General features: G+C 63.9%; 12 protein-coding genes and 1 pseudogene. 6 read left to right on the top strand and 7 right to left on the bottom strand.

Translation table 11 applies throughout. The annotated features are described in order from the left end of the window. Nucleotides 1-505: 505 nt before the first annotated feature. A complete protein-coding gene (locus G6N08_RS03070; protein WP_170301255.1) occupies nt 506-2,053 on the top strand; it encodes a molybdopterin-dependent oxidoreductase in 1,548 nt (515 codons plus the stop codon). Nucleotides 2,054-2,055: 2 nt separating this feature from the next. Here G6N08_RS03070 and G6N08_RS03065 read toward each other — a convergent pair whose 3' ends face one another. Then, on the bottom strand, nt 2,056-2,235 hold the full coding sequence (locus G6N08_RS03065) for a hypothetical protein (protein ID WP_163753146.1): 180 nt from the start codon (nt 2,233-2,235) through the stop codon (nt 2,056-2,058). Nucleotides 2,236-2,483: 248 nt separating this feature from the next. Here G6N08_RS03065 and G6N08_RS03060 point away from each other — a divergent pair, with 248 nt between their 5' ends. Beyond that, on the top strand, nt 2,484-3,362 hold the full coding sequence (locus tag G6N08_RS03060) for a hypothetical protein (RefSeq protein ID WP_174813241.1): 879 nt from the start codon (nt 2,484-2,486) through the stop codon (nt 3,360-3,362). A 1,282-nt stretch (nt 3,363-4,644) separates the two neighbouring features. Here the strand turns inward: G6N08_RS03060 and G6N08_RS03055 are convergent. Together G6N08_RS03055 and G6N08_RS03050 are read right to left on the bottom strand one after the other, a co-directional pair. Beyond that, a complete protein-coding gene (locus G6N08_RS03055; protein WP_246216588.1) occupies nt 4,645-5,217 on the bottom strand; it encodes a DUF6262 family protein in 573 nt (190 codons plus the stop codon). After that, nucleotides 5,214-5,963, bottom strand: coding sequence for a transposase (locus tag G6N08_RS03050; protein ID WP_246216587.1), 750 nt, complete (start codon nt 5,961-5,963; stop codon nt 5,214-5,216). The genes G6N08_RS03055 and G6N08_RS03050 overlap by 4 nt, the downstream gene beginning before the upstream one ends. A gap of 2 nt (nt 5,964-5,965) precedes the next feature. Between G6N08_RS03050 and G6N08_RS21400 the strand changes: the two are divergent. The 4 genes and pseudogenes from G6N08_RS21400 to G6N08_RS03030 all read left to right on the top strand — a co-directional run. Next, a pseudogene (locus G6N08_RS21400) lies at nt 5,966-6,148 on the top strand (transposase); the annotation flags it as partial. A gap of 182 nt (nt 6,149-6,330) precedes the next feature. Next, the gene (locus G6N08_RS03040) at nt 6,331-7,296 is read left to right on the top strand and encodes an Acg family FMN-binding oxidoreductase (protein ID WP_163756591.1); all 966 of its coding nucleotides are present in this window, start codon (nt 6,331-6,333) and stop codon (nt 7,294-7,296) included. A 181-nt stretch (nt 7,297-7,477) separates the two neighbouring features. Further along, nucleotides 7,478-8,539, top strand: coding sequence for a metallophosphoesterase (locus G6N08_RS03035; RefSeq protein ID WP_246216586.1), 1,062 nt, complete (start codon nt 7,478-7,480; stop codon nt 8,537-8,539). Between the two features lie 85 nt (nt 8,540-8,624). Next, nucleotides 8,625-10,031 (top strand): dihydrolipoyl dehydrogenase, encoded by a 1,407-nt coding sequence (locus G6N08_RS03030; protein WP_163754140.1) that lies wholly within the window; start codon nt 8,625-8,627, stop codon nt 10,029-10,031. A gap of 29 nt (nt 10,032-10,060) precedes the next feature. Here the strand turns inward: G6N08_RS03030 and G6N08_RS03025 are convergent, their stop codons facing one another. The 4 genes from G6N08_RS03025 to G6N08_RS03010 are packed head-to-tail and all read right to left on the bottom strand — an operon-like array spanning nt 10,061 to nt 12,916. After that, nucleotides 10,061-11,335, bottom strand: coding sequence for an NAD(P)/FAD-dependent oxidoreductase (locus tag G6N08_RS03025; RefSeq protein WP_163754135.1), 1,275 nt, complete (start codon nt 11,333-11,335; stop codon nt 10,061-10,063). 42 nt (nt 11,336-11,377) lie between these two features. Next, entirely contained in the window at nt 11,378-11,734 is a 357-nt protein-coding gene (locus G6N08_RS03020; protein WP_163754133.1) for a DsrE family protein, read from the bottom strand. A gap of 44 nt (nt 11,735-11,778) precedes the next feature. Continuing rightward, entirely contained in the window at nt 11,779-12,726 is a 948-nt protein-coding gene (locus G6N08_RS03015; protein ID WP_163754130.1) for a sulfite exporter TauE/SafE family protein, read from the bottom strand. Beyond that, nucleotides 12,635-12,916: a YgaP family membrane protein gene (locus tag G6N08_RS03010; protein WP_308494696.1), complete on the bottom strand. Its 282-nt coding sequence runs from the start codon at nt 12,914-12,916 to the stop codon at nt 12,635-12,637. Before G6N08_RS03010 ends, G6N08_RS03015 begins: the two co-directional genes overlap by 92 nt.

Genomic DNA, 12,916 nt, shown 5'->3' with positions numbered 1-12,916 from the left:
TCAGCATCGGGTGTGCTGTGTTGCCGCGACCGCGTTGTCGTGCGGCGGTGAGCACAAGGTGGCGAGATTGCCGGTGGGCAAAATCGAATCGCCGTGAGAAAAGCTTGTGCTGGATGCACGAACCATCGGGACCCGGTGGGTGCCGGTGGATGACGGAGCGTTCCACGACGTGTCGGCATCTGCGGTGCTGACACCAACGTTGCCTACAGCCTAACTGATGAACCGTTCACCGGCCGCATGAGGTGAGATGTGTCACCGCCTTGGGTCGGCGCCCGTGGTTGCTGGGGCTGTGCTCAGCTGAGCAGCTGGGCGGCCCGAAGACGGCGACGTGTCGTCCCATCTGCTGCTGGTCCCGACGGCTGCGCACGCCGGTGCTCATCGACGACATAGCTTCATGCACAGCGTTTTTCGACGTGCACGTGCCCTGCTCCCGGCATGCCGATGTATTCGCCTGCCCCGCAAGGGGTCTACGCTGGTTGCGGGGAACGCGAGTAGAGTAGCTGCGATGGCTGTCACCCCGTCGAATGAGCGGATGATCGCCGGGGTCGCCGCCGCGTCCGTCGCGTTGGGGGTGGCCCAACTGGTGGGCATCCCGTTCGGTGCGCGGGCCGATGCGCGTGCTGCGATCGGCGCAGTGGTCATCGACCTGACACCGGGGCCCGTCAAAGAGTGGGCGATTTCGACCCTGGGTTTTGTGGACAAACCTTTTCTGGCCGTTGTGCTGCTTGTGGTGATCGCTGCCATCGCCGCCATCGCCGGGACCCTCGAGACTCAGCACCGCCCGCTCGGCAGCGTCGTGATCGCCGCGGCGTGCCTGCTCGGAGGTCTCGCAGTGCTGTCGCGGCCTGGTGCGACAGCACTCGACACGATCCCCACCGTCGCGGGCGCCGCCTGCGGCGTGGCGACCCTACGTTTGCTCACTCCTCGGTTCCGGCCCGGCCCGGGAGCGCCGGAAGGCGGCGCCGGCCACGACCAGCCGGATGCCGGCAGGCGCAGGGTGGTCATGTTCGGGTTGCTCGGATTCGGCGTCGTCAGTGGCGCGCTGGGTGCGCTCATCACGCGGCGGGCGCATTCGGTGGCCGCTGACCGCAACGGCTTCACACTTCCCCGTCCGCGCATATCAGCGCCACCGATACCTGCCGCCGTGCAACCGAAGGGCGTTGCGCTACCGAGCTTTATCACCGCCAGCGCCGACTTTTACCGGGTGGACACCGCGCTCAGTGTCCCCCAACTCAGCCACGGCGACTGGCGGCTGCGCATCCACGGCATGGTGGACCGCGACGTCACCTACAGCTTCGACGATCTCGCCGGCTTCGACGTCGTCGAAACGGTAATAACGCTAACTTGTGTATCCAACCCCGTTGGGGGCAAATTGATTTCGACGGGAATCTGGACGGGGTACCGGGTGGCTGATCTGCTGGCGGCGGCCGGTGTGCACCCGGACGCCGATATGCTGCTCTCGACGTCGATCGATGGGTTCACCGCCGGCACCCCGGTGGAGACGCTCACCGATGGCCGCGACGCGCTTGTGGCCATCGGCCTCAACGGTCAGCCGCTGCCGATCGAGCATGGCTACCCGGCCCGGCTGGTAGTGCCCGGGCTCTACGGGTACGTGTCGGCCACCAAGTGGGTCGTCGACATGGAGCTGACCCGCTTCGACAAAGCACGGGCCTACTGGACGCGGCAGGGCTGGGCACCGCGCGGACCCGTCAAGACCGAGTCGCGGATCGACGTGCCGAAAGCGGGTCAGACGGTGCCGACGGGGCCCGTGGTGTTCGGCGGTGTCGCGTGGGCACAAAATCGTGGCGTGCGCGCTGTGCAGGTCCGCATCGACGACGGGGTGTGGCAGCCCGCGCAACTGGGCGCGCACTATTCCAACCAGACGTGGCGGTTGTGGAGCTTTTCCTGGCAGGCGAAAAGCCCTGGAAGACATACCATCACGGTGCGCGCCGTCGACAACACCGGGGCTGTGCAGACGCCGGCTCGGGTTGGTTCTTTCCCCGACGGCGCCACCGGCTGGCACACGGTGGACTTCAGCGTGGCGCAGACCTGAAGCTATTTCGCCGAGAGTTTCCGCCAACTGAATACCGCAATCACGACGCCGATCAGCACCGTGATGGGACCAATGATGGACCAGGTGGTGGTGGCCCGCCCTCCCAGCACTTGACACGTCTCCGGCAGTGCACCCGCACGCAAATCGGCCCCATAAAGCGTCGGCACGATCTCGCCGCTCATCACCGAGCAGAAGCACCGGGACACATGCTGAATTCGGTTGCGCCCGAAGATATGTGGTGACAGCAGACAATCGGTTTACCGGCGGATGGGTGTGATCGCTGCGGCGAGATCTGAGGCCTTCGCCGACGACGATTCCCGGACGACAGACCCCGTGGCCGCAGTATCGCCACCGCCGGTGTCGTGAACTTGATGATTTCAACGCGCTTGTTGATGCACATCATCGTGGTTTCGGCTCGTATGGTCGGTGTGTGCTCATTGGGTTGCTGCTGGCGCTGGGCTGCTCGCTGTGTTACGGCACGGCGTCGGTGTGGCAGGCTGCCGCGACACGATCGGTCAACGCCGGCAGCGGCTCGGGTGTCGACGCCATGTTGCTGGTGCGCGCTGTTCGCCAGTGGCGCTATCTTGCGGGGCTTGGTCTTGACGGGCTCGGCTTTCTGCTGCAAGTGGTGGCGCTGCGCTTGGTGCCGATCTACGTTGTCGCTGCGGCGTTAGCCGCCTCGCTCGCGGTCACCGCCGTCGGGGCCGCGTGGGTGCTTTCGGCGCGGCTGGCGCCGGTCGAGCGGGTCGCAGTGGGCGTGGTCTGCGTGGGCCTTGCGATGCTCGGGCTTGCTGCCGGCCCAGAGGGTTCCCGCCACGGCCCGACTGGACTGGGCTGGGCGCTATTGGGTATGGTTGCGGCGGTATTCCTCGCCGGTGCGGCGGCCGGCCGATTGGGCGACCGCTGGCGGGCTCTCGTGCTGGGCTTAGCGGCCGGCGGCGGCTTTGGTGTGGTGGAGGTCGGCGTGCGCCTGATCGATGTAATCGATCCCACCAGCGCCGCGTGGTACATCAACCCGGCCTTGTACGCGGTGGCCGCGGGCGGGGTCGCCGGGTATGTGTTGCTCACGTCTGCGCTGGGTCGCGGCTCGGTGACCACGGCTGTCGCCGGAATGGTGGTCGGGGAAACGATCGGGCCTGCGCTCGTCGGAGTGGGATGGCTCGGTGACCGCACCCGCGACGGCTTGGGCTGGATGGTCGTCACGGGATTCGCCATAGCGGTCGCTGGAACACTGGCGCTGGCCCGATTCGGTGAAGCAGCCGATCCCGAACCGACGAAAACACCGCTGCGGCAGTCGAATACCGCTTAAAGCACCTGCGCTTTCGGACATCCGTCTGGTGCGCGCCCAGCGCAGAGTTTTCAAATTTGTGCCCGCGGGTATGAATCCGCCTGCCGTTAAAGACACTTCGGTGTCGGTGCCCCGCGGCGCCAACCCCACCCTTGTAGGTGGCTCGGATGACGAAGCGGCGAACACCAACCGGTGCCGGAAAGAGTGCCCGCTGCGGCCGGCTCGGCAACGGGAGTCCTGCAATGGCCGAGACTCGCCCCGACCTGTGGGATATCATCGAGGACGCTTTGGCGCAGCCGCACGTCGATGATCCAGGTGGCCTGCGGATGCGGTCACCCGCAGATTGTTAAGAAACGGCGGCGACAACTGGGTCAGAACTGCGGATCGGCAATCGGATGGCGCTAGCCGCAATGTTTGAATCGCCACGCAGCGTCTACCGGCCAAGCGTGTCAATCACCGAGCCGACACGAGGATTTTGGGCGGTGACCATGGCGGCGAGCATCTCAAGTGCGTGAGTCCCAAGCTGCCGGAGATCACAAACTAATGACCAGGAGCGATGCGTCGGGTCGCAGAACTCCAGTAGTGTTGCAACCGTCCCGTTGCGACGTTCACTGGAATCCGCCTTGACATTACCACTGAGGCTGCGCGCTGATGTACCGTACCCTGTAAGGGTAATTCAAGCGCATCGAGCAAGGGTATTAGTGAATGATGAGTGCGCGCGAGAAAATTCTCATCGAGGGCCTTGATGACTGAGTAGATTTGGGTCAAGTTCACTGGTATGTCTCTCAGGAAAATCCTTGAGCGTCTAGGTCTGACGTGCGGCAAGAGACCTTGTTAACGATTCGGTCCCTGGTACGAGACGGATTGGTTGAATTAGGTGACCTATTGGGTGAGGGCGGACGTTTTGTTGTATGGAACACGCCACCCGACGAATCGATACAACGGATATACGATCTCTATGCCACCCATTTCGACGATCAGCTGTGGTGGCCATGGGAATGCTGGTTGAATCTCACTGAAAAAGGCGAGAAGATCGCGCTCACTTAAAGGAAGTAAGCAGGAATCTTTGGATTAGTCTTAGGTTAGTCCAATGAGTTTGTCGAAACCGAAATCGTGACCGGGCCCCATGAATTGGTGCATGTTGGGTGAGAGCCGTTCACCGGTGGGTGCGGCTGGCAGCGTAGCGAGCCGGGGGTTGGGAGCCAGAACGAGGTCGTTTCTCTTGGGGTCGCGGCCTGAGCTGCTGTGGTGTCTGTGTGTTTCCGCAGTTCACGCGGCTGGCTGGTGAAGAATATGGTGCGCATCAGGTGTGGTGCAGGCACTGGTGTGTCAGCCGGTCGGCTGGGAGACGTTGGGCTGGGCCATGAGTTCGCGCGGCGCGGGCGGCGGCGAGGTCTTGGTCGCGTTCTTCCAGCTGCAGCCGTAGCCCGACGATTTGTTGTTCGAGCATGACGATGCGTTGCTGAAGTTGGTCGATATCGGTGGATGCGCCCAGTCCGGTTGCGCGCCAGGCTTGTTCGCCGAGCAGTTCCGATAGGCGGGTCTCGAGTTGTTGGGTGCGTGCGGCCATGCGGGTGCAGCGTTGCTGAGCGGCGAGCAGGTCGGCTTGCAGTGAGGCGCGGGTGACCCCGGGGCCGATTTCGGGTTTGTCGGGTGGCTGGTTTTCGGCGGCGTGGATTCGTTCGAGCAGGTCGCGGTGGCGGTAGAGGAATGTGCGGTCGACCCCGGCGCGGCGAGCGATGCCGGTGACGCTGAGTTCTGCGCCGTCTTTGATGGCGTTGTCGAGGGCGGAAAGAACGCGTTGGCGGCGTCTGGTGGAGTCGGCTCGTCGTGCGTCGATCATCGCGTCGACGGCAGGGGTGGTGTTGGTGGTCATGGGGTTCTCTCCGGGCGCAGGTCGGGCAGGGGTTGGCGGGTGCTGGGCATGCCGAGCATGACGTTGCGGTGGCGGCGCACGACGGTGATGGCTTGTTGAAGTTGTTGTCGCTGTTCGGGTTCGAGCTCGTCGAGCCCGTTGGTGATCTGGGCGATCAGGCGGCGGATGCGGCGGATCTCTTCGTCCGATGGCATCGCCTCGCCGCGAGCCCACTCATCAAGGTCGGTGGTGGCGAGCAGCCGTTCGCGGGTGCGCAGCAGGTCGTCGAGGTAGGCATGCAGGTCGGGCAGGCAGGAGACGTCGGTGCGGAAGTGGTCGCAGCCGGCGCAGCGGAACCGGAACGGGCAGGCACCGCCCCCGGCCTTGACGTTGGACGGTTCGGCACACACGCCGAACGGAACGGCGACCTCGCCGACGACGCGGCGGGCGTGCTCGCAGTCCAACAACGCTTTGGCCTGCCGCCAGATGCGGTTGCCGTGCCGGTCGAACTGCATCGCGGTGACACGGTCGACGGCTTCACGGCGGCGGGTTTCGCCGACCCGGTAGTAGCCGCTGGTGGTTTCGAGCTTGCGGTGCGACAGCAGTTCACGCAGCACCTCCACGGGAACACCGGCGTCGGCGTGACGTTGAGCGTAGCTGTGCCGGTAGGCGTAGAGCACGACCTTGGCTTTGTCGTATTCGATACCGTCGGCGATGCGCAGCACCAGCATGGCATCGACACAGCTGCAGTGGGCAAACGCGAGCACCTCTGACCGAGCTGTGCGGCATCGGTGCCTTGGCCGCGGGCAAGATTCTCGGCCGGGTTGGCACCATCGATCGATTCCGTTCCGCCGCCGCGTTCGCCACCTACACCGGTACCGCACCGATCGACCTGTCCTCCGGAGACGTTGTCCGCCAACGGCTCTCCCGCGCCGGAGACCGCCAACTCAACCGTCCAGCGCGGCCAGCGCAAACCCCGCACACTGACGCTTCGGACAAGTCATTTCCCGGATCTATCACCAGCCACCATACAACCGGCCAGCCCTAGTCTCTTGACACAGAGAGGCCCCGTTTAGTGTTGCTCTTAGCAGGCTCGGACCCCCGGCACACGCGATAGTGGAGGCTGTGATGCCAATGCCAGATACCGAACTCATCAAAAAAGCGGTGGGCCTGGCGTGCCGAGCCCCATCGCTACACAACAGTCAGCCGTGGCAGTGGCAGTTTGGTGGCGGCGAGCTGCGGCTATTCGTCGATCCAAACCGGTCAATGCTCGGTGACCCGTCGGGGCGTGAGGTTCTCATCAGTTGCGGCGCGGTGCTCGATCATCTTCGAGTAGCGATGGCTGCGGCCGGTTGGCAGACCGTTGTCGACCGGTTCCCCGACCCGAACGATCCGACCCATCTGGCCTCCATCGGTTTCACCCCGATCGATGTGACCGAGGTTTTCCGCCGCCGAGCCGACGCGATCTTGCTACGCCGAACCGATAGGTTGCCGTTTGCTTCTCCAACGGATTGGGAATTGTTGGAACCGGCGCTGCGCAACGTGATCGGCGCCGGTGCCGTGCACCTGGACGTCATATCCGACGATGCGCGCCCGCAACTGGTGGAGGCATCCCGGCTCGCGGAGTCACTACGACTTTACGATTCATCTTATCATGACGAAATAGACTGGTGGACTGGGTCATTCGAAGCGGCAGAAGGCATCCCCTATAGTTCCTTACCATCAGAGGCTGAGAGCCATCGCGTCGATATCGAGCGAGTGTTCCCCCGTCCACATCACAGTGAAAGACGTCTGGAAATCTCCAAGGACCATGCGACGATTCTGGTGTTGTCCACCGACGACGACGGGCGCACGGCTGCGTTAGCGACCGGTGAAGCGCTTTCTGCGGTCTTGCTGGAATGCACGATGGCCGGTCTGGCCACCTGCCCGGTGACCCACGTAACCGAGGTCCGGGCCAGCCGTGAGCTCGTCGCAACGCTCCTCGACCGTGAGGCGCTGCCCCAAGTGTTGGTGCGGGTGGGTGTGGTACCCACCCACGAAGAAGTCCCTCCGCCGACACCCCGGCGACCCCTTGATGAGGTGTTGCATATCGAAAATTAACGGAGCGCGCGGTCAACGGCATGGTTCGATACCGCGGCGCCGATGCCGACCAATAGGTCCGCGCACGTACGATTATGGTTGTCTTAGCTCACCTTTCACGTCAACGGCACCGTGGCTGATGACGAGGCGGACTCACCGGAGGTTCCACGAAACGATGTCAACCAAATCAGCGTCAAGACCGTTGCGTTTGTGGGCATTCGGTGATGCGCATGTCGGGACCGACAAACGCTTCGGCAGGTGTAGCCTGGCCGACGCTATTTCGCAGTCGGAATTCGGCGGATCGGAGGGTGGGCCTTCGTTTCCGTGGGACATCGCGATCGACGTGGGTGACATGTCCGGCGCCCAGCATAGTTTGCCCGACGATGCCGAGGGCGAAGAGATCAGAAAACAATTCTCTGTTCTTCGCACGCACCGGCGTGAGGATATCTACAGCGTCTGCGGAAATCACGACCGAAGCGGGCTCTCAGAACCCGAGGCCTGGTGGTGGCAGAAGTGGGTCGATCCGCTCGGTGAGCACACCTATTACTCGGGTGTTGACGCGACAGCCCGCCGGTACCCGATCGAGGGGAGGTGGGAGCGGTATTCATTCCGGATCGGGAATCTTCTTTTTTTGATGATGAGCGATCGCAACGAACCGACACAGCAAATCGGCCGGGGAACACTTGGCGGTAACCCTGGCGGAGTGGTGAGCGGTGAAACCTTCCAGTGGTGGAAGACGATGGTCCTCAATAATCCCGAGGCCGTCATCATCTCGGTTCATCATTATGTCCTGAAAGACACCACAGTTGCGTCCGGCGAGTGGGAAGGCGTGCGCAAAAGCGCAAACGGGCAGTGGCAGGAGCGTTATCACCGGTACTTCCAGCAAGGTACGCCGCAGGGCGCATCATATCTGTATTGGGTGGACGGCAAACCAGATTCGCGCGCATTCGAAGATTTCTTGAGCGAGCATCCAACTCGGGTGCAGATGTGGATCGCAGGTCACACTCACACTAATCCCGGCGATGCTTACGGCGGAAAGACTCATATCGAGCAGCGGTGGGGGACTTGGTTCATCAACGCGGCATCGTTGAGCCGCTATCACGCGCCGCTGACAACGCTACCGATGAGCCGATTACTGACGTTCACCCCGGGTAGCCCGGGTGTCCGTGTGCAGTGCTATCTGCACACCAGTCAATATGCACCCCAAGGCTGGTATCCGAAAGCGGAAAAGACGATCATTCTCGACAGGCCCTTCCGCTGGTAGACGATGGTTGACGCGGGGCCGACCGTGGCGGCTAGCCTTCCTGTGATCTCGACGAACCGTGAACTACCGAGAACTGGTGACTGCGATGACCGAACCCGAAAAGGTCGACACGATCACGTTGGGCGCCGGGGGCGCCGCTTACCCGGCCGCGTTCGCGCTGGCCCGGGCCGGTCAGCAGGTGGTGATGGTCGACCCGAAGGGCGTGATGAGCGGTAATTGCCTGGCCGAGGGGTGCGTACCGTCTAAGGCCGTCTATGAAGTCGCCGAGCTGTACCGGCGAGTCACCGCCGCGCCGATGAGTCGGGCGCTCGGGGCGCTCACCGGGCCCCCCGACTACGCACAGGTGGTCGCCTGGAAAGACCAGGTACAAAAGGATCGCTATCGCCAGCATGACGGGGAACTGCAGGCGGCAAGTGCCAACCTGCGTCTGGTGCCCGGCACCGGGCGACTGATCGATTCCCACACCGTCGAGGTGAACACCACCGGGTCGGCTAAGCGGTTTCAGGCGGCCCAGATCATCATCGCCAGCGGGGCCGATGTGTTCGTGCCACCCATCCCCGGCGCGCAGCTGTGTGTCACCAGCCGCGATCTGTTCGCGCTCGAGCCGACGGTCACCAGCTTGCCTGCCCGTCTCGCGGTGATAGGCGGCGGCTACGTCGGCTTGGAGGTGGCCTGCATGCTGCGTGCTTTGGGCAGCCAGGTCACGGTGATTGAGGCCCTGCCGGGGTTGCTGGCCGGCATGGATCCGGATTTCGTCACGTTGCTCGCCGCGGGAATCGACCCCACCATCAGCATCCAGTTGTCCGCGTCGGTCACCGCTGTCACGAAGGGCGACGGCGGCGGCTTCACGGTGCACTACCGCATCGGCGATGCCGACTCCACGGTCGACGCGGACCTGGTGCTGATGGCCGTGGGCCGGCGACCGGTGATCCCCGACGGGGCAACAGAGCTGGGTCTTCCGAGGGCCGGTCACGGTTTGGCGGTGGACGTGTCGATGCAGGTACCGGGCTACCCCCACCTGTATGCGCCCGGCGACGTGAACGGCCGATCCATGCTCTTTCACTCGGCGGTGCGCCAGTCCCTGGTGGCCGCCCACAACATCTTGGCGGGCAATCGGGTGGTCGACCGGATGGATTTCGATTCCGTGCCGGCCACCATTTTCACCGCTCCCCAGGGCGCCTACGTGGGGCTGACCCGGGCTAAAGCCGCCGAGCAGGCACGGCAGGTGGTGGAGGCCGCTTACCCGATGGCCGATGACTCGCGGGCCCAGATCCTCGGGGATACCTACGGGGAGATCCGGCTGTTTTGTGACGCTCAGAGCTTGCGGCTGGTCGGTGGTTGGGTGGTCGGTGCTGACGCAGCGCAGCTCATCGGTCAGATCGGCGAGTCGGTGGCAGCGGGACTGACCGCTTATGACCTGGCCCGGTTCGCCGACCAGCATCCCACCGCAGCAGAGGGCATCGGAAAAGCGGCCCGGACCCTGGTCGGCTGAGACGCGGCTCGGCTGGTGTTGCGACCGGATTATTCGCCGGGGAAGTGGTCCATCAGCAGGTGGGTGGCGGGTACCCCGAAGGCCGGGGGTTTGCCGCCGGTGCGGAAGTACATCTCTTTGAAGGCGAGCTTCATTGCGTAGGGCGCGTGGCCCATCTTGAACACGCTGGTGGTGCCGCCGTACCAGGTGTCGGAGTGGATATAGAAGCCCTGGTGGCCGCCGATGTCGCCGAAGCACAGGATTTCGGGGTGATATTCGGGGCCGGCGTCGTCGTGGCCGAGCGCCCCAACGGCGATCGCGATCTGACGCGCGGCGATCTCGGCCTGCTGATGCCCCAGGCTGCCCAGCTTGGGGACGGTCAGGGCGGCGGCGTCGCCGACTGCCAAGATCTCCGGATGGGTGGGGTTGCGCATGCGCCGGTCGGTCAGCACGAAACCGCGTTCGTCGGTGATCGGCAGTTCCACCAGGAACTGGTGGGGCACCCAGTCGGGGATGACGATCTTGATCTCGGCCTCCAGGCTGGCTCCGGATTCGAACTCGATCCCCTCGGCGTGCAGGCGGGTCACGTCGACGGTGTTGTTGAGATAACCGAACCCCTTCTTGGCGGCCATCTGCAAAAACGAGGTGACGATCGCCTCGCCGGCGTCCTCGGCGATCATCTGCGCTGGGGTGAACAACGTGATCTTGTGCGCATCGCCGAGACGGTGGGATTCAAGCCAGTGCGCCATCGCCAGGCCCAGCTCCAGCGGCGGGCCCTCACAAGCCGCCAGGCCCACCGGCAGCCAGTCGGGCTTACCCTGCAGGCCTTGATGGAATCGGGCCGAACCGATCGCGATCGGACCCCCTCTGTAGGCCGCCAGCCGCCGGCGCAGCTTGTTGCCGTAAAAGCCGCTGGACACCGCGTCGCCGTGCTCACCGAACCCGGCGATCCGGTCGTAGGCCAACCGATTGCCCAGCGCGATCACCACATAGTCATAGGCCAGGCTCTCCACCGCCGAGCCGGGCCGGTCGCTGGGCACGATCTGCACCCGGCGGGCATCCGGGTCCAGCGCTACGACCTCGGCGTTTAAAAACGTGTTGCCGTCCTTGACGTGGATAGCCGGGGTGTCGAGCAGCATCGTCTCCAGCGGGTCGTGCCCGGCGAGGACCTCCATCTGGATATTCGGCACGAACGTCAGATAGGGGTTACGGTCGACGACCACGAGATCGACCCGGTCCCCGGCGTGCTGCCGGATGAAACGGGCCGTGGTCAGCCCGGCGAAGCTGCTGCCCAGCACCACCACCTTCGGTTTGGCCGTGCCCATCGGCAGGTCCTTTCTGTCGGTTTCCTCAGATGACCAGATCTTTTAAAACGTCAGAACATTCCAGCCCTGCCCAACCCGGGTACCCACCTCCACTCCACCCTTCACCACATCAGCATCAAACATCTGATCTCGAGTGAGCCCCAGGTTTGCCAGGGATACCTCACAGACACTGATCCGCACACCCGCCCGACGCAGCTCGCCCAACTGCTGCTCGAACTGCGCAGAATTCTTTTGGTTCGAACGCAAAATCTCCACACCGGGACCCAGCAGCAGCAACTCCACCGCCATCCCGCCGGTCTTGCGCACCATCAACGTCATCTGCAACACCGCGTTAGCCCGGACGAAGGCCTCCTTGCCGGTCGTGAGCACCACCAGAGTCGACTGCTCGGATGCTGCCATGATGTGGTGCTCCTCTCGTTAGTAACTCTTGAGAAATCATTTGCTCACATGGTCATCAGGGACTGGACTGCGGTGTACGTGGCGACTGCGATGAGCAACCACACGAACCACCGGGTGAGTCGCTCGGCCGGCACCCGCGTGGCGGTCGCACCCCCGACGAGCACACCGACCAGTCCAGCCGCCGTGAACGGGATCGCCACCTGCCAGTCGATCTCTTCGCTCGAGAGACGAAACAGCAGACTTTCACCCGAACTGATGGCGATGACCAGCAGTGAAGTCCCGACGGCGACGGGCATCTCATAGCCCAGCGCCAAGACCAGTGCGGGCACGATCACGAAACCGCCACCCACACCGAACAACCCGGTAAGAAAACCCACGATGCTGCCGGCGATCACCACTTTGCCCGCGGCGGCGAAGCGCGAGGACTTATGCCTGGCGGATTTATCCGTCGCTGTCAACGCGGGACCCCCCACGCCGGTTGCCGAGTCCTGCCCCGCGCTGACGGCAGCCAGCTGCTTCGCGCAGCAGGGCGTCTCTGCGTAGCGGATGTGCATTCGCCACCCGGCGACCAGGATCAAACCCGAAAACGCCAGCAGTAAAACGTTGTTGGGAATCGATCTGCTCGTCAGGGAGCCGAGCAGCGATCCGCCCAGCCCGAGCAGTCCGAAGGTGAGCCCCGCGACGACCCGCACCCGGCCCGCGCGCCAATAGCTCATCATTCCGACCAGCGAGGTGGCTCCCACCGCCACCAGCGACGTCGTCGTCGCCGTGTGGGCGGATTCGCCCACCCCATACACCAGAGCCGGAACCGCCAAAATCGAGCCACCCCCGCCGAGACCGCCCAATGCGAGCCCGATCACAAAACCTAACGGCAGCGCAGCGATAAGACCGGCGGTTGGATCACCTATCACGGGTCTGGGCGCGCTCGATGACGGTGGGAATCCCCAGTCGATGCAGCAGCACACTGGCTGGGCACCACCCCACCGCTGCATCGAAAATGAGATTTGCGCCGACGAACGCGGTAAGAATGCGCCAGCGGCCAGAAACTACCCGCCCCAGGGCCAGGGTAAGCAGCACCATGACACCGGCCATCAGGTTGACCACTCGCTCAATCGTCCACCCCTGGGGCTTGGGCATCCCGAACGCCCCGCGGGGTATCGGCGCCTGCTGCTGATCCTGCAT

It is taken from the genome of Mycobacterium botniense, from assembly GCF_010723305.1.
Taxonomy (GTDB): domain Bacteria; phylum Actinomycetota; class Actinomycetes; order Mycobacteriales; family Mycobacteriaceae; genus Mycobacterium; species Mycobacterium botniense.
This window is presented reverse-complemented; position numbering and strand designations above follow the sequence as displayed.